The organism is Stutzerimonas tarimensis, from assembly GCF_042648805.1.
Lineage (GTDB): Bacteria > Pseudomonadota > Gammaproteobacteria > Pseudomonadales > Pseudomonadaceae > Azomonas > Azomonas tarimensis.
In genome coordinates, this window is the sequence record NZ_JBHRXZ010000012.1 from 14,511 (window position 1) to 30,548 (window position 16,038).

At 65.1% G+C, this 16,038-nt stretch carries 15 protein-coding genes and 1 riboswitch; of the genes, 8 read left to right on the forward strand and 7 right to left on the reverse strand.

Annotated elements, in window-relative coordinates:
* Positions 1–67 precede the first annotated feature (67 nt).
* Positions 68–607 (forward strand): NYN domain-containing protein, encoded by a 540-nt coding sequence (locus ACFOMF_RS04160; RefSeq protein ID WP_386361537.1) that lies wholly within the window; start codon positions 68–70, stop codon positions 605–607.
* Between the two features lie 12 nt (positions 608–619).
* Here the strand turns inward: ACFOMF_RS04160 and ACFOMF_RS04165 are convergent, their stop codons facing one another.
* Positions 620–1,291 (reverse strand): thiopurine S-methyltransferase, encoded by a 672-nt coding sequence (locus ACFOMF_RS04165; RefSeq protein WP_386361538.1) that lies wholly within the window; start codon positions 1,289–1,291, stop codon positions 620–622.
* A gap of 184 nt (positions 1,292–1,475) precedes the next feature.
* Between ACFOMF_RS04165 and ACFOMF_RS04170 the strand changes: the two genes are divergently transcribed.
* Positions 1,476–2,777 (forward strand): leucine-rich repeat-containing protein kinase family protein, encoded by a 1,302-nt coding sequence (locus ACFOMF_RS04170; protein ID WP_386361540.1) that lies wholly within the window; start codon positions 1,476–1,478, stop codon positions 2,775–2,777.
* A 6-nt stretch (positions 2,778–2,783) separates the two neighbouring features.
* Here ACFOMF_RS04170 and ACFOMF_RS04175 read toward each other — a convergent pair whose 3' ends face one another.
* Complete coding sequence (locus tag ACFOMF_RS04175) at positions 2,784–3,704, reverse strand: ZIP family metal transporter (RefSeq protein WP_386361542.1); 921 nt, start codon at positions 3,702–3,704, stop codon at positions 2,784–2,786.
* 102 nt (positions 3,705–3,806) lie between these two features.
* Positions 3,807–4,085 carry a peptidylprolyl isomerase gene (locus tag ACFOMF_RS04180; protein ID WP_386361544.1) on the reverse strand — a complete coding sequence of 93 codons (279 nt, stop codon included), beginning with the start codon at positions 4,083–4,085 and terminating at the stop codon, positions 3,807–3,809.
* 116 nt (positions 4,086–4,201) lie between these two features.
* Between ACFOMF_RS04180 and ACFOMF_RS04185 the strand changes: the two genes are divergently transcribed.
* A complete protein-coding gene (locus tag ACFOMF_RS04185; protein ID WP_386361546.1) occupies positions 4,202–5,242 on the forward strand; it encodes an RNA methyltransferase in 1,041 nt (346 codons plus the stop codon).
* Between the two features lie 28 nt (positions 5,243–5,270).
* Here the strand turns inward: ACFOMF_RS04185 and ACFOMF_RS04190 are convergent, their stop codons facing one another.
* The 3 genes from ACFOMF_RS04190 to ACFOMF_RS04200 are packed head-to-tail and all read right to left on the reverse strand — an operon-like array spanning position 5,271 to position 10,265.
* Positions 5,271–5,570, reverse strand: a complete 300-nt coding sequence (locus tag ACFOMF_RS04190) for a DUF2149 domain-containing protein (RefSeq protein ID WP_386361547.1) — start codon at positions 5,568–5,570, stop codon at positions 5,271–5,273.
* The gene (locus ACFOMF_RS04195) at positions 5,548–6,018 is read right to left on the reverse strand and encodes a MotA/TolQ/ExbB proton channel family protein (RefSeq protein ID WP_386361549.1); all 471 of its coding nucleotides are present in this window, start codon (positions 6,016–6,018) and stop codon (positions 5,548–5,550) included. The genes ACFOMF_RS04190 and ACFOMF_RS04195 overlap by 23 nt, the downstream gene beginning before the upstream one ends.
* Positions 6,015–10,265 (reverse strand): cobaltochelatase subunit CobN, encoded by a 4,251-nt coding sequence (locus tag ACFOMF_RS04200; protein WP_386361551.1) that lies wholly within the window; start codon positions 10,263–10,265, stop codon positions 6,015–6,017. The genes ACFOMF_RS04195 and ACFOMF_RS04200 overlap by 4 nt, the downstream gene beginning before the upstream one ends.
* An 84-nt stretch (positions 10,266–10,349) precedes the next feature.
* Positions 10,350–10,480, reverse strand: a riboswitch (cobalamin riboswitch).
* A 143-nt stretch (positions 10,481–10,623) separates the two neighbouring features.
* Between ACFOMF_RS04200 and ACFOMF_RS04205 the strand changes: the two genes are divergently transcribed.
* The 4 genes from ACFOMF_RS04205 (at position 10,624) to ACFOMF_RS04220 (ending at position 14,391) form a co-directional block, all read left to right on the forward strand.
* The gene (locus tag ACFOMF_RS04205) at positions 10,624–10,944 is read left to right on the forward strand and encodes a thioredoxin family protein (protein ID WP_386361553.1); all 321 of its coding nucleotides are present in this window, start codon (positions 10,624–10,626) and stop codon (positions 10,942–10,944) included.
* Positions 10,945–11,126: 182 nt separating this feature from the next.
* A complete protein-coding gene (locus ACFOMF_RS04210; RefSeq protein WP_386361554.1) occupies positions 11,127–12,032 on the forward strand; it encodes an EamA family transporter in 906 nt (301 codons plus the stop codon).
* A gap of 225 nt (positions 12,033–12,257) precedes the next feature.
* Positions 12,258–13,910, forward strand: a complete 1,653-nt coding sequence (locus ACFOMF_RS04215) for a nitrite/sulfite reductase (RefSeq protein ID WP_386361556.1) — start codon at positions 12,258–12,260, stop codon at positions 13,908–13,910.
* Complete coding sequence (locus ACFOMF_RS04220; protein WP_386361558.1) at positions 13,894–14,391, forward strand: DUF934 domain-containing protein; 498 nt, start codon at positions 13,894–13,896, stop codon at positions 14,389–14,391. Before ACFOMF_RS04215 ends, ACFOMF_RS04220 begins: the two co-directional genes overlap by 17 nt.
* A gap of 51 nt (positions 14,392–14,442) precedes the next feature.
* Here ACFOMF_RS04220 and sohB read toward each other — a convergent pair whose 3' ends face one another.
* Positions 14,443–15,480, reverse strand: coding sequence for a protease SohB (gene sohB / locus ACFOMF_RS04225; protein WP_386361560.1), 1,038 nt, complete (start codon positions 15,478–15,480; stop codon positions 14,443–14,445).
* A 187-nt stretch (positions 15,481–15,667) separates the two neighbouring features.
* Here sohB and ACFOMF_RS04230 point away from each other — a divergent pair, with 187 nt between their 5' ends.
* Positions 15,668–15,982, forward strand: coding sequence for an SCP2 sterol-binding domain-containing protein (locus ACFOMF_RS04230; protein WP_386361562.1), 315 nt, complete (start codon positions 15,668–15,670; stop codon positions 15,980–15,982).
* Positions 15,983–16,038 lie beyond the last annotated feature (56 nt).

Sequence of the window (16,038 nt, forward strand, 5' to 3'; positions counted from 1 at the left end):
CGGGATCGCTTCGCTTTGTTGCCGCGACCAGCTAGAGTGCCGCCACGATCATGTGCAAGGATTAACCATGAAAACCGTCTGGATTGTCGATGCCGCCTACCTGTTCAACTACGGCAAGGGCCGACCCAACGGCATCGATTATCTGAAGCTCAAGAACGAGCTGGAAAACGCCAACGGCGGACCGATCTACGAAAGCTACTACCTCAACTCCACTCCCGACCCGGCCACCGATGCGCAGAACGCCTTTCATGCCTGGGTCAAGTCGGCGCCACCGCGCGGACCGAAGATGCGCGTGCAGCTCTACCGACTCAAGGAAATGCGCAGCAAATGCCCGAGCTGCTCGCATACCTTCGACCGCCAGGTGCAGAAAGGCGTCGACGTCGGCATCGCTACCCTGATCATCAAGCTCGCCGCGCAGAACGTCTACGACCGTCTGATCCTCACCGCCGGCGACGGCGACTTCGAGGACGCCGTGTCTTACATCAAATCAGACCTGCACAAGGAATTCTGGCTCAATGGCGCCGAAGCCAGCCTGTCGACCGACCTGCAGTCCTATTCGGACCAGGTGTTGTGGCTCGATGACATGGTTCCAGCCATCGACAAATAGTGCCGGGGGAAGTCAGGCGGCATCCTGTACCGGGCGGGGACGGATGCGGTAGACCTTTTCATCGAATGAAGCCGCCGGCTCGTCCGGGTATTCCGGGTCGATCTTGATTCGCGCCTTGCCATAGAGCAGTTCGACCGTATAGCCGGCGCTGTACAGGGCGGCCACCTCCTCATCGATCTCAAGGGCCGAGTCGGCCTGGGTGTCGTCCGGGCTTTCGGTCGTCATCAACAGCATCTGGCAACCTGGCGGCAACACCTTGGTGATGTGCTCGACGTAGCGGATACGGATGTCGGCAGGCAGCGCGGTAAGCGCGGCACAGTCGTACAGGCCACGGACCTCGCTCAGATCCTGTGCGGTAAGATCGAAAAGATCGCCGCGCCAGATTTCGGTATTGCCGTGCTTCCATTTGGCGAAACGACCATGCCGCGCTCGGATCGGGACGACGTCCAGCGCAGCAAAGTAGTCCTGGACGGCAATGTCGCTGAGCTCGATCCCCATCACCCGGAAGCCCAGCGTCGCGAGCCAGCCCATGTCCAGGCTCTTGCCACACAGGGGGACCAGTACCACGCTGCCCTCCGGCAGTTCCAGTTCTTCCCAGAACTGTTGCAGCAGCGGGTTGACGGCATCCTGGTGGAAGGCGATATCGTTACGACGCCATTTCGCTTTCCATTGCTGATTGCTCATCGGCAGTCCCTTTGCTCTGGTGGCTGAGGACCTTGGTCCATCGAAGCCATGGACGCTAACACGCCGGGCCAGGCGTAGCGAGGCCCGATTCGTCCAGCAATCGGCTGTCACCGTAAATCCTTCGATCGCACTTTGCCGACGCGCCGTTGCCTGATATCAAACTGCCCAACGAGTCACATGCCCGATGCACACCCTTGAACAACTCGAGCGCGGCGAACTGGCCGGCACGACCCGGCTGGATCTGTGCGCCGATCTCGATGAACTGCCTGATGCGGTGTTTGGCCTGGCCGACACCCTCGAAGTACTCAACCTCACCGGCAACCGCCTGAGCAGCCTGCCTGCCGATCTGTCGCGGCTGCACAAGCTGCGCATCCTGTTCTGCTCGGAGAACCGCTTCACCCGGTTGCCGGATGTGCTGGGCGACTGCCCGCAGCTGGAGATGGTGGGCTTCAAGGCCAATCGCATTCGCCAGGTCGACGCCACCGCCCTGCCCGCGCCGCTGCGCTGGCTGATCCTTACCGACAATGCCATCGAAGCGCTGCCAGAAGCGCTTGGCGAACGCCCTCGCCTGCAGAAGCTGATGCTTGCCGGCAACGCCCTTACAGGGCTGCCGGCCAGCCTCGCCGATGCTCAACAACTTGAATTGCTGCGCATTGCCGCCAACCGCCTGGAACGCCTGCCCGGCTGGCTGGCGGACATGCCACGTCTGGCCTGGCTGGCCTTTGCCGGCAACCCTTTCAGCGATGCCGCCGAAGCGCGGGTGCTCGCCGAGCATCCGTTGCCACTCATCGACCGCAGGCAGATCGACGTCGGCCCGGTGCTTGGCCAGGGCGCCTCGGGGATCATCCATCGCGCCAACTGGCGCCGTCCGGACGCGCCAACCAGGCTGATGGCGGTGAAGCTGTTCAAGGGAGAGGTGACCAGCGACGGCCTGCCGCACAGTGAGATGGCCGCCTGCATCGCCGCAGGCCGGCATCCCCACCTGATCGGCGTGGCTGGCCCATTGGCGGAGCAGCCACAGGCGCGCCCGGGGCTACTGATGGAGTTGGTCGATCCGGCCTTTCAACCGCTGGCCGCACCGCCCTCTCTGGCCAGTTGCACCCGCGACGTCTATGCCGAGGATAGCTGCTTCAGCGCCGAACAGACGCGACGCATCGCGACCGCGGCCGCCTCGGTCGCCCGGCACCTGCACGCTCTGGGCATCCTGCATGGCGACCTCTATGCCCATAACCTGTTGGTAGACCCCGCTGCGCAGTGCCTGCTCAGCGACTTCGGCGCGGCGTCATTCTTCACGCTGGGCAGCACCCAGGGCCTGGCCCTGCAACGTCTCGAGGCGCGAGCCTTCGGATGCCTGCTGGAAGAACTGCTGCAACGCACCACATCGCCTCCGCAGTCGCTCACGGCGCTGGCCGCGGCCTGTCAGGACGGGACACCCGTCACCCGCCCCGACTTCAACGAAATACTCGCGGTGCTGGAGCGAGCCTGAGGCCGCTCAGCCGAGCGCGGTGTCGAGAAACATCATGACACCGAAACCGCCCGTCAGGCCCAGGGTGGCGGGCGTCTGGTGGCCGTTGCGATGGGTCTCGGGAATGATCTCGTGGGACACCACGAAAATCATCGCCCCGGCCGCCAGCCCCATGCCCACCGGGTAAGCCAGCGCGAAGCCGCTGGAGATACCGACGCCGACCAGCGCGCCGATGGGCTCCATGATGCCGCTGCCGAGCGCGACCAGGACGGCAATCTTGCGCGACAGGCCGATTGCCCGCAGGGCAATGGCCACAGCCAGGCCCTCTGGAATGTCCTGAATGGCAATGGCGGCCGCCAGCGGGATGCCCACACTCAGGTCTCCTCCGCCGAAACCGACGCCGATGGCCATGCCCTCCGGCAGGTTGTGCAGCGTGATCGCCAGCACGAACAGCCACACCTTATTGATGCGCGCCGCCTCCGGGCCGCAGGGGCCGGTGCTTTCATGTGCGTGCGGAGTGAAACGGTCAAGCCCGAGCATCAACAGGACACCCAGGCCAAGGCCGAGCACCACGGTCGCAGCAGCGAGCATGCCGCTGCCGGTAAGGTCCTCGGCCGCCTCGATGCCAGGCAGGATCAGCGAAAAGGAGCTCGCCGCGAGCATCATCCCAGCCGCAAAGCCCAGCATGGTGTCCTGGGTGCGTGCATTGATGTTGCCAAAGCACAAGGCGAGCAGTGCGCCGAGACCGGTGGCGGCGAAACCGGCGAAGCCACCGTAGAGCGAATGGCGGACGTATGCCGGATGGATCCCGGTGAACGCATTGAAGATGCTCACCACCAGCAGCACCAGCACAAAGGCGGCTGAAACGGCGAGGCCGGCAGCGACCCAGCGATTGGAGTCGATCTGGGCCAGCCAGGCGTTGCGAAAGGACTGGGTGATGCTGCTCATGCCTGCGCTCTCAACTGAATAGAGGGTACGGTCGCCAGCATCGCAGATGGCGAATCCCAGAGGCCAATGCCGCCTGATCATCCGACCGATAGGTCGCGCCTATTACTCCCGGTAATAGACTTGCACAAGGTGATAACCGAACTGGCTTTTCACCGGACCATGCACTTCGCGCACCGCCTTCTTGAAGATCACCTGATCGATCGAGCGCACCATCTGACCGGGACGGACCTCGCCCAGGTCGCCGCCGCGCTTGCCCGAGGGGCAGGTGGAGTGCTTGCGCGCCAGAACGTCGAACGCCTCGCCAGCGGCGATGCGTTTCTTCAGGGCGGCAGCTTCCGCCTCGGTTTTCACCAGGATATGGCGAGCCATTGCTTTGGCCATGGAGGCTCCGGAGACTGGAAAACGGGCGGCTGTTTTACCGGCACCCGGCGATGGCCGCAAGCGGCTGAGCGGCGGCAGCTGTCAAGCAAGGCGCCGGATGATACGATCCGCGCCCCATGCGAATCCACGACATCACCCAGCACCTGGCCGAGCTCGGCGCCAACCCCAAACACATCGGGCGGATCACCCGCGCCTGGTTGCAAGGCTGGCCGCTCGACACCGGCACCCGCCATCAGCAATCGGAGCATTTCCTGCCGCTGCGGGTCCGTGCGGCGCTGCCCGTGCTCAGCCAGCGGATCGAAGGGCTGGCCGAAGTCCAGGCAGAACATTCCGGGGCTGATGGATCGGCGCGCCTGCTGGTGAGGCTGGGCGACGGCCAGACCGTGGAGAGTGTGTTGCTGCCGCGGGACGGCCTGTGCGTTTCGACGCAGGTGGGATGCGCGGTCGGCTGCGTGTTCTGCATGACCGGCAAGAGCGGGCTGCTGCGCCAGGTCAGCAGCGCCGAGATCGCCGCTCAGGTTGCCCTCGCCCGGCGCCGGCGCCCGGTGAAGAAGGTGGTGTTCATGGGCATGGGCGAACCGGCCCATAACCTCGAGCAGGTCCTTGAAGCCATCGACCTCCTGGGCGGGCCCGGCGGCATCGGCCACAAGAACCTGGTGTTTTCCACGGTCGGCGACCGGCGGGTCTTCGAGCGACTACCGCAGGAGCGGGTCAAGCCTGCGCTGGCACTCTCGCTGCATAGTACCCGCGCTCAGCTGCGGCGCGAGCTGCTGCCCAAGGCGCCGCCCATCGACCCCGAAGAGCTGATGGAACTGGGCGAGGCCTATGCCCGTCAGGTGGGTCATCCGATCCAGTATCAGTGGACACTGCTGGCCGGCATCAATGACACCGATGAGGAAATGGATGGCATCCTTCGGCTGTTCAAGGGCCGCTATGCGGTGCTCAACCTGATCCCCTACAACAGCCTTGACGACGACCAGTTCCAGCGGCCCACGGGCGAGCGCATCGTGCGGATGGTGCGCTACCTGCACAGCCGCGGGGTGCTGACCAAGGTCCGTAATTCCGCCGGGCAGGATATCGACGGCGGTTGCGGCCAGTTGCGCGCCCGTGCTGAAGCAGCGGCCATGCCGCGTCGGTTGCGGGTCACCGAGCTCTGACCCCGGGACGCCCCGGTGGCTGGTGAGGTCAGTCACCGATGAGGATCAGCTTCCCGGTCTGGGGATCGCGGTAGACCTGTCCCACGCTCTGCAAACCCTCGCCCCCCGAACCCTCGACAGCATCCGGCAGGCGCGGTAGCTCTCGGCCCTGCTCGACCGTCACCGGCTGGCGCTGCGGCTGCAGCTGTTGCAGCAGGTCGGTCTGCGCCACCAGCGCGGCGATCAGGCCACAGGCGAACACCAGCACCACGTCGACCAGGTTGGCCAGCGGCCCGAGGGGGTCCTCGTCGCCCGCGGCAAAGCGGCTACTGCGCCAGCGACGTCGCATGCTGATTGCCCTCCGCCTCCAGTTCATCCAGCAACTCGTCGTACCAGCGACGGCGCAGTCGCCCCAGGGCAAAGCCAATCACCCCGGCCAGCAGCCCGAGCACCGTGGTGTCGAAGGCGACACGCATCGCCACACTGAGAATCTGCACATTGCCCTCGCCCAGCGCGGCAAGGCCCGGCCCCAGCGGGATCAGCGTGCCCATCAGGCCGAGCATGGGTCCGACCCGGGCGATCAGATCGGCGCGATCGAGCCGCTTGCGCGCGCGCCGCTCGATCTCAGGCAACGCCAGCCGGCGCCAGCGCGCCAGCCCGCCCAAGCGCTCACCCAGGGTTATGCCGATATCCATCACCGCCAGCGCCAGCAGCCCGAACAATCCCCAGGTCACCGGTTGCAGCAGCAGGCTCACCAGCAGGTGCAGCCAGACGAAAACCTGATTGTCGAAACTCACCGACCTGCTCCTCGTCCACGCCACACGCCCAACCCCAGCAGGAGCAAGAGCAGCAGCAGACCAAACCAGATACGGCTGTCAGCGCCCACTGCCGCCTCCTCCTCGCCTTCGGCCACCGGCTGGGTCTCAGGATGAAGCTCGCTGATGCTCGAAGGCACCCGCTGCGATCCACTGTCTCGCAGGGCCGCTTCCATCCGTGCACGCAGGCCTTCGCCTTGCGCCTCGTCAAGCCGTTCCAGCAGCCAGGGCAGCATCGGATGGTCCGGGCGGGTGTGGCCGCTACCCGGCAGGCCGTGCTCGGCCACCAGGCGGGCGAAGGCTTCGGCGAGCGCCCCGGTGGTCGCCTCGTCGGCGTCCCAGAAGCCCTTGTGAATGGCCACCAGCATGATCGCCAGCATGTTGCTCTTCACATGGACGTTGGCGCCGCGCTCGAGAAATTCGTCGATGGCCAATTCATGCCGGTCGTCCAGATACACCGCCTTGACCTCTTCCCAGGCAGCGCCGGTGATGATGTCCGGATTGGTCACCTGCCAGCCCCAGAGGTATTCAAGAAACTCGCTGCCCATGGTGCGGGCGCCGGCGTAGTCGTGCTGCATCAGGGCCTTGATCCATGCCGGGTTGAGAAACCGCCCGCGCAGCTCCGCCAGCAGCGCGACCTGCAGGGGCTCCAGGCGCACCTGGCGCGGGTCGTTGTGCCAGCTGACGTAGTTTTCCGGGGGCTGCCCGGCGAGGTGCTCGACCGCCAGGCTCAGGCCGCCGAGGTAGTCGAAGGCGTCATTGTTGTCCATCAGCCCGTAGAGGTTGCTGCTGCGTCCCAGATAGGTGCGCTGAACCTGGCGCAGGTTTTCCTCGAACACCGCCTGGACCGGCTCGCCCTGGTGGCGCAGCCCATAGGCGTGGCCCATGCGGTTGACGTAGGCGCGCGACAGTTCGCTGCGATCCTCCCAGGCACCGGATCGCTCCACCAGCCGGTTGATGCCGGCGCCATAGGCACCAGGAGCCACGCCGAACAGGCGCAGGGCGGCCAGGGCTCCGGCTCGCTCGGCAGAGGCTCCGGCGTTCAGCCGGCGCGCCGCGTCATCCACCCAGTTGGCCGCGACGCGGTTTACCGCCAGCGACTCATCGGCCTCCTCCACCGCGCCGGCCAGTGGCTCCAGTGCAGCGGCCAGGGCCGGACGCAACGCCGGGAAATCCCGGCGGATGGTCTGCCCGGCACCAGCCAGCGCCAGCAGCACGCCACGCTCGAGCAAGGCCAACTGGTCTGCATAGAGGTCGCGGAACAGCCCGGAAGTGGTGAACAGCAGGTCGCGGCGCTCGCGATCCCCTTCAAGCGGCAGCCGGCGAATCCCCTCGACGATGCCCCGGCTGTTCCAGATAGGCTCCACGCCGAGCAGGTCAAGGCCAAAGGCGACCATGGCGCCCTCGTCGCGCACCGTATCGGATGCCCAGAGGATCACCGCCTCGCGCCCACCCGGCCCGATCGGCCGCGCACGGGCCTTGTCCGCCAGCTCACGGCCGATCCCCCAACCGATGCGGCTCGGCAGCAGGCTGCTGTCGAGTGCGTGGAAGTTGCGTCCGGTGGGCAACGCCTCGGGGGTACGGATCGGGTCGTTGCCCTTGCCCGGCAGCACGAAGCGGCCGTCCAGCGCGTCCACCAGTGCCTGCATTTCGGCAGCGGGCGAACGCTCCAGCGCCTGACGATGCCCAGGGTCATCTGTGCCCATGGAGGTCAGCAAGGTGTCCACGGCTTCGCGCGACCAGTCAGCGCCGAATACGTGCAGGCCCATGGGCATGAAGCGTTCCTGGATGTGGGTCAGGTAGTGGCCGACCTCATGCACCAGCAGATCGTCGTCGGCCTGCTCGAAGTCGATGCCGCGCGCGGCCAGGGGATCGGCCATGGATTCGCGAAGTTCCGCCTCCAGCCCCGCCTCGCCCACCAGTTGCCTGATCGCCGCAATGGTCGCCCGGCGTGCCGGACCTTCCACCTGACCGCTACCGGACTCGAAGCTTTCGATCAACTGGCGCAACCGCAGCAGGTCGTCGTAGAGCGGCGTCGCCACCAGCGGCGGGGTCAGGTGGTCTACCATCACCGCCAACCCGCGGCGCTTGGCCTGGATGCCCTCACCCACGCCATCGACGATATAGGGGTAGATGCTCGGCAGCGCGCCGACGACCTGCATGGGATAGTCCTCGTCGCTGAGCGCGGCGCGCCGGCGGGGGAGGAATTCGTAGGTGGAATGGCGGCCCAGATGGATCAGCGCATCGGCGCCGAACACGTCCTTCAGCCAGTGGTAGAAGGCCAGGTACTGATGCGGCGGCGGAAACACCAGGTTGGCGTGCAACAATTCTTCGTCCACTTCCCAGCCGCGTGGCGGTTGGGGGCCGATGAAGACGTTACCCAGGCGCAGGCCGGGCAGCACCAGACGTCCGTCATGCACCATCACCTCGCCCGGCGCTTCGCCCCAGCCGCGCAATCCCTCGATGCCGGTGGCGGCCAAGGCCTCGATCAGCGCCTGCGCGCCATTCCAGTCAGCCGCCGCCGGCTCGTCCAGCGCATGTCGGTAAAGGGTTTCGAGCTGGGCCAGCAGATCGAGCGCGCGGGCCCGGGCAGGATGCTCGACGCCATCGAGCACATGGTGCAGTTCACTCGCGCCGCTGTCGAAGATCTCCTCGGCCATTGCCAGCTCCGAGGCCTCAAGCGCGCGCCGCAACTGCGCATTCCAGTAGCCCAGCGGGCCCTGCGTCATTTCCGCCTGCAAGGCAACCGGCAGGGTCTCGAACCAGCGGCGATAGTCCTCGGCTGAAATTCCTTCGACCTGCCCGGCCATCTCGGCCAGCGCGTCATTGTGTTCGGGCAGGTTGACGCCGCGGGCCTGCATGAGCTCGAGCAGTGCCTCGGCGCTATCCGGGAGCGGCCCGGTGTCGTAGCCTTCAGCCTCGAGTCGGCGCAGGATCTGGAACAGCGAGCGCGGGACGTCAAGGTTGTCGGCACCGATGTTGTGACGACCCGGCGGATGGTTGTAGTAGATGATGGCCACCCGCTTGTTGGCGTTGTCCTCTAACTGCAGGCGCTGCCAGGCGGTCACGCGCTCGGTGAGTGCCTCGACCCGCGCCGGGATCGGCTGGCTGAACCCGTAGCGCAGGCCCGAATGCGGCTCGGTCTGCGCAGCCTGCCAGGCGGCAAGCACCACGGGCTGGCTGCTCCCCTGTAGCTCGGGCATGGCCAACTGGTAATGCACCTTGTCGCGCCCGATGCCGTCACTGGAGAGCTGCCAGGCCGCCTCGTCGCGGTCGTCCAGGCGTAACGCCTTTATCACCGGTACGTTCAGCCTGGCCAGCAGCTCGACAGCCGCCTCGCGGCCTTCCCCGCCGCCCATGACGAAGTCCTGCAGCACCACCACAGCCGCCAGCGGAGGGTGCCTGCCCTCGGCCAGCCATTGCAGCCCTTCCAGGGTACCCTGGCCCCAGTTGGCGAACAGGCTGAGGCAATCCACCCCGCGCCTCTGCATGGCCTGGCAAAGCCTGTCATTGAGATCACGGTCGCCGCTACGGTCGGCGCGGCCGTGGTCGATCACCACGACCAGTCGCTCGTGCTTCCATTGCAGTTCGCTGGCATCCACCACCTGACCCTGTTGATAGAAGCGCAAGGCCGGTCGCGGCACGGCTGCTTCGGTGATGATTGCCGGATCGTCACGCGCCGCCAGCCAGGCGAGCAGCCTGGCGATGTTGTCGCTGCCTCCAGCCAGCCAGTAGCTTCGTGCCTCGATCCAGGCCGCCTGGCGCGGACGCAGTGCTTGTTGCTCGACAAGCCATTGGCCCAGATCGCCCTCCGGCTTGAGCCCACCGAGGGTTTCCGCTTCAGCGCGGTTGGCAAACAGCGGCCGGCCATCGATACGGCTCAGGGCGACCAGCGTCTGGTCGCTGTGCAGCAGTAGCCGATCTCCGGCCGCCTCGGCGATCAGCGGCGCGAGACGCTCGGCCTCGGCACCGAACAGGCCCACCACGAACAGCATCGATCCCTGCTCCAGCCACTGTCGAACCTCGGCGTCGTCAAGCTCGGCAAGCTGCTCGGGGGTGCGCGCACTGATGCGCTGGTCAGGTGATGTCTGGTTGAACAAAGGCACCGCTGCAGCGAATTCGGCAGCGCTGTACTGGGAAACGATGGCGTTGAGCTGTGCGGCCAGGCTCAATGGCGCAAGGGCCAACAACCAGGCGGCAAAGCTGATGCGAAGCAGAATCGAGGTCACGCCCATTCTCCAACATGCGAGACGTGTGGGCGCGGCACGACGACCCGCGCAGGCGGGGACGTGACGAGGCAGTCGCCCACCGCAACTGTCCTGGGGAGTGTGGGCTGGTGTCGGGCTCGGTTTGAAACCTTACCGTTGCGGGGGCAGCATCAGCTTTGACTGATTTCCCATTTACCCCGAATCATGATCCGGGCACCACACACTCCATCGAGCCCTCCATGCCGAGGCATGTCAGGAGGGACGCCACCTTACGCGCCGACCTTGGGCAGATCAAGCGCATGGCAGATCCGGCAGCAGGAGGGAATGCCGCGGGGCGATGCTGGTCCAAGGCAGTATCGGTAAACGGGAGGAGACAGACATGACGGGTAATTACTCGGCCGTGGCCCCCAGCCGCGCGGAAGTCGAGTCGATGCCAGGGGTGACCTTGCTGGAATTCGGCACCGACTGGTGTGGCTACTGCCAGGCGGCACAACCCGCGGTAGATGAAGCGCTGGCAGGCTATGCCCATGTGCGCCACCTGAAAGTCGAAGACGGCAAGGGTCGCGCTCTGGGTCGAGCCTTCAAGGTCAAACTCTGGCCGACCCTGATCTTTTTGCGCGACGGCATTGAAGTCGACCGGGTGGTGCGCCCCCGCTCGGCCGCCGAAGTCGCCGGGGCCTTTGCCCGGGCCGAGGCCTGAGATCTCGAGGTTATCAAGGCGCCTGGCAACTGCCCCGTCGGCGCGAATGCCTGCCCGAACAACGAAAGGCTGGGTCTTCAGCCTGCGCCGGCAAACGCAACGATTACCCCCTTGATTTGTGTCTATTAGTTACCGGCGCCGCGGCTTAGACTGATGCGGCGTTTTCACCTTCCAGGCTGTTCATGACTCCCCCCGCGCTCTTACCTCGCTCCATCGCTGCCATCGTGCTGGCACTGCTGGCCTGCACCTTTGCTGCAAACCATATCGCAGCTCGCATCGCCTTCGACAACGAGACCGGTCTGCTGCTGGCCATTCTCTGCCGCTCGGCGGTGCCGGTCCTGTGCCTGACAGCACTGCTGGCGTGGCGGAGGGAGCGCTTCAGCCTGCCCGCCGGCGTTTGGCCCTGGCAGTTGCTGTTCGGCACGCTGATCGCCATCCAGAGCTATTGCATCTATTCGGCGATCGTCCGGATCCCGGTCGCGCTGGCCCTGCTGGTGGTCAACATCTTTCCGCTGCTGCTGGCGCTGCTCACCTGGGCCCTGGGAGGCGCCGCCCCGACGCCGCGCACCCTGAGAATCATGCTGGTGATCCTGTTCGGGCTGGGCATGGCCCTGGATGTGCCGGCGCGGCTTGCCGGCGCCGACGACGGCGTGGCCTGGGGTGCCGGGATTGCCTACTCGCTGGTGGCCGCCGGGGTCTTTGCCGTGGCGCTGTGGGTCGTCAACAATCGCCTGGCGTCCGTCCACGGCCCGGTGCGCAGCCTCACGGCGATGCTGACGGTGTTTGGTTATGCCAGTCTCGCCGGCGCCACGGGTCTGGTGCCCGGCGGCCTCAGCCTGCCCGCCGCGCCTGCCGGATGGTGGGCGCTGGGCTGCCTCGCGCTTCTCTACGGCTCGGCCTTCTCGTTGCTGTTCGTCTGGGTGAATCGACTCGACATGCCGCGCAACGCTCCGGTGATGAACGTAGAGCCAGTGGCGGGCTTGGTTTTTGGCTGGGTGATCCTTGGCCAGCAGTTGGGGCCGCTGCAGGTCGCCGGCGCCCTTGTGGTAGTCGGTGGGATCATTCTGCTGACCTCGAAAGCGGCTTGATCAAGCGGAACGGTTATTCCCAAACCGCCTTTTTATATAGAGAAATATCACTTTTTCCTATAAAGGCAGACTGGTATCTTTCCGCCCTTGCAAAGGCTTGCCTTCAAACCGAGGCGGCGGACCGACAAGGCCGCGGTTACCCGGCGACCGGCGCCTTGCGGCGGCCACCCTATCGGCACAACAGGCGGACCAACAGCCTGCCGACGCCTGATGACAGGAACATCCATGTATCAATACGACCAGTACGACCAGCTCATCGTCGAGGAACGTGTCAAGCAGTTCCGCGACCAGACCCAGCGCTACCTGGCGGGTGAGCTGAGCGAAGAGGAATATCGCCCCCTGCGCCTGCAGAACGGCCTGTACGTCCAGCGTTATGCGCCCATGCTGCGCGTCGCGGTGCCCTACGGTCTGCTGTCGTCCGCTCAGGTGCGCAAGCTCGCCCAGATCGCCCGCGACTACGACAAGGGCTACGCGCACATCAGTACCCGCCAGAACGTCCAGTTCAACTGGCCGGATCTCGAAGACGTGCCCGACATCCTCGCCGAGCTGGCCACCGTGCAGATGCACGCGATCCAGACCAGCGGCAACTGCATCCGCAACACCACCACCGACCAGTTCGCCGGTGTGGCGAAGGACGAACTGGTGGATCCGCGCCCCTGGTGCGAGATCATCCGCCAGTGGTCCACTTTCCACCCCGAGTTCACCCATTTGCCGCGCAAGTTCAAGATCGCAGTGAACGGTGCCACGCGCGACCGCGCCGCCATCGAGGTGCATGACATCGGTCTGGAAGCGGTGAACAACGACGCCGGCGAGCTGGGCTTTCGCGTCTCCGTGGGTGGCGGCCTGGGCCGGACCCCGATTGTCGGTAGCTTCATCAACGACTTTTTGCCCTGGCAGCACCTGTTGAGCTACCTGGAAGCGATCCTGCGGGTCTACAACCGCTTCGGCCGCCGGGACAACAAGTTCAAGGCGCGGATCAAGATCCTGGTCAAGGCACTGACCCCGGAAGTGTTCGCCGAGCGCGTCGACGCCGAGTGGGCGCACCTGAAGGACGGCCCCACCACCCTGACCGAGGCCGAGGTACAGAGGGTATCGCAGTACTTCGTCGATCCGGCCTACCAGGCGCTGGAAGACGTCGATTTCACCGCTGCCGACGCCGAGCACCCGGGCTTTTCCCGCTGGCGCGAGCGCAATGTGGTGGGCCACAAGAAGCCCGGCTACTGCGCGGTGACCCTGTCGCTCAAGCCCACCGGCGTTGCCCCGGGTGATGTGACCGACAAGCAGCTGGACGCCATCGCCGAGCTGGCCGACCGCTTCAGCTTCGGCGAGGTGCGCAACAGCCACAACCAGAACATGATCCTCGCCGACGTCGAGCAGGCGCGACTGCTGGACCTGTGGCACGAGCTGCGCGAATACGGCTTCGCCACCCCCAACATCGGCCTCTTGACCGACATCATCTGCTGCCCGGGCGGCGACTTCTGCTCGCTGGCCAACGCCAAGTCGATCCCGGTGGCCGAGGCCATCCAGCGCCGCTTCGACGATCTGGACTACCTGTTCGACATTGGCGACGTCGAACTGAACATCTCCGGCTGCATGAATGCCTGCGGCCACCACCACGTCGGCAACATCGGCGTGCTCGGCGTCGACAAGAAAGGCGAAGAATTCTATCAGGTCTCCCTTGGCGGCAGCGCCGGACGCGAGGCGAGCCTCGGCCAGATCCTCGGCCCGGCCTTCGCCCAGGACGACATGGCCGATGTGATCAGCAAGATCATCCAGGTCTACGTCGATGCCCGCACCGAAGAAGAGCAGTTCCTCGACACTTTCCGCCGGATCGGCATCGCCCCCTTCAAGGAGCGCGTCTATGCAGCAAATCATTAAGAACGGCGAGCTGGTGGTCGAGACCTGGCACCTGATCCCGAAAGACGGCAGCCTCGAAGGCCTGCCCAACAGCGACGACCTCATCGTGCCCATGGCGCTCTGGCTGGAACATGCCCATGCCCTCAAGGCCCGCGATGGCGGGCTGGGGGTTTGGCTCGCCGCTGGCGAGGAGATCGAAGAGCTGGTCGATGACCTGCAGCATTTCCAGGTCATTGCACTGGAGTTCCCGGCCTTCACCGACGGCCGCCACTATTCCACCGCCCGCCTGCTGCGCGAGCGCTACGGCTACAAGGGCGAGATCCGCGCGATTGGCGATGTGTTGCGCGACCAGCTGTTCGCCATGCAGCGTTGTGGTTTCGACGCCTTCGCCGTGCGCCCGGACCGCGATCCTCAGGCGGCGCTGGAAGGACTCCAGGATTTCAGCGTGACCTACCAGGCCGGCGCGGACGATCCCAGGCCGCTGTTCCGCCGTCGCGGCTGAAGCGATCCGCAGAAAGAACGAACCCGCCGATGGCGGGTTCGTTCTTTCCGGTCATTGCCAGAATCGCTGCTCACTGAGGCGGCTCCAGAACCTCGTCAGACTGGCCTCCGCCGCCTGGCTCACACCCATGCCGAAGCGCTGCGGCAGGCTTTTCTTTTCCACATAACTCAACTGGAACAGATCGGCTTCGCGGGCCCGCTGGGCCAGGTACTCGTCACTGGTGGCAAGTCGGTCCACCAACTGCATGTCCAACGCATCGGTGCCCAGCCAGATCTCGCCGGTGGCGACCTCGTCCATGCGCAGCTCCGGCCGGTATTGACCGACGAAATCCTTGAACAGCTGGTGGGTGGCCTCTAGGTCTTCCCTGAATTTCTCGCGCCCCTTTTCCGTATTCTCGCCAAGCACCGTGAGGGTACGCTTGTATTCCCCAGCGGTAAGAATCTCCACATCCACATCGTGCTTCTTCAACAGACGATGGATGTTCGGCAGCTGCGCAACCACGCCGATCGAACCGAGAATGGCAAAAGGCGCAGCCAGCACCCGGTTGCCGATACAGGCCATCATGTAACCGCCACTGGCCGCGACCTTGTCCACGCAGACGGTCAACGGAACACCCGCTTGACGAATACGCGCCAGTTGCGAGGCCGCCAGGCCATAACCATGAACCATGCCTCCGCCGCTTTCCAGGCGCAGGACGACTTCGTCGGTAGGCTTGGCCAGGGTCAGCAAGGCAGTGATCTCGTGGCGAAGGCTCTCAACTGCCGATGCCTTGATGTCCCCGTCGAAATCGAGCACGAACACCCGGTCGCGGGCTTCCTCGTCCTTTTCCCTGTCCTTCCTGGCAAGCTTGGCAGCCTTCGCCTCCGCCTTGCGCCTGGCCTTCAGCCGGTCCTTGTCGATCAGCGCATCCTCAAGGCGTTCGCGCATCGCCTTGTAGAAATCGTTGAGGCTGTGTACCTCCAGATGACCTTCTTTCTGCCGGCCGCGTCCGCGCCGCAGCACCGCCAGTACGATAAGCACGGCCACGATGGCAGCCACCACGGTCAGGGTCTTGGCCAGAAAACTGGCGTAATCGACAAGAAACTCCACACTTCCTCCTGAGGTCAACGGAAGGACACCGTTGCGGGCAAGCATACCGGCGCTGCCCCGGGGCGGCCAGTAGAGTGTCTTTGCTGTCAGTGGTTTAGGCTACGTTGACAGCCCGCAGCCAGCCTCCTACGCTCGCGCAACGGCCGCTGCCATGCAGCTCCGATCAGAGCCAGACAAGGAAAATCCAATGAGCGATACCGGCGACATCCTTCAGAAGATGCAGTCCCGTTTCAATCCGAGCGCCGCCGCCGGGCTGGATCTGGTGTATCAGTTCAATATCACTGATGCCGATAACTATCACATCATCATCAAGGACGGCACCTGCGATTTGCAGGCCGGGGTTTCTGACGCCGCCGACGTGACCCTGATTACCGACAAGGCCACCATGAAGGAGATCATCAGCGGTGAAACCAGCGGCATGCAGGCGTTCATGTCCGGCCGTTTGCGTACTGAGGGCGACATGATGCAGGCGCTCAAGCTCGGCGACATCTTTCCGTCGTGAATGGAACTCACCGGCCGAAGGCGTGAAAAAGGGCGGAAATATCCGCCCTTTTCTTT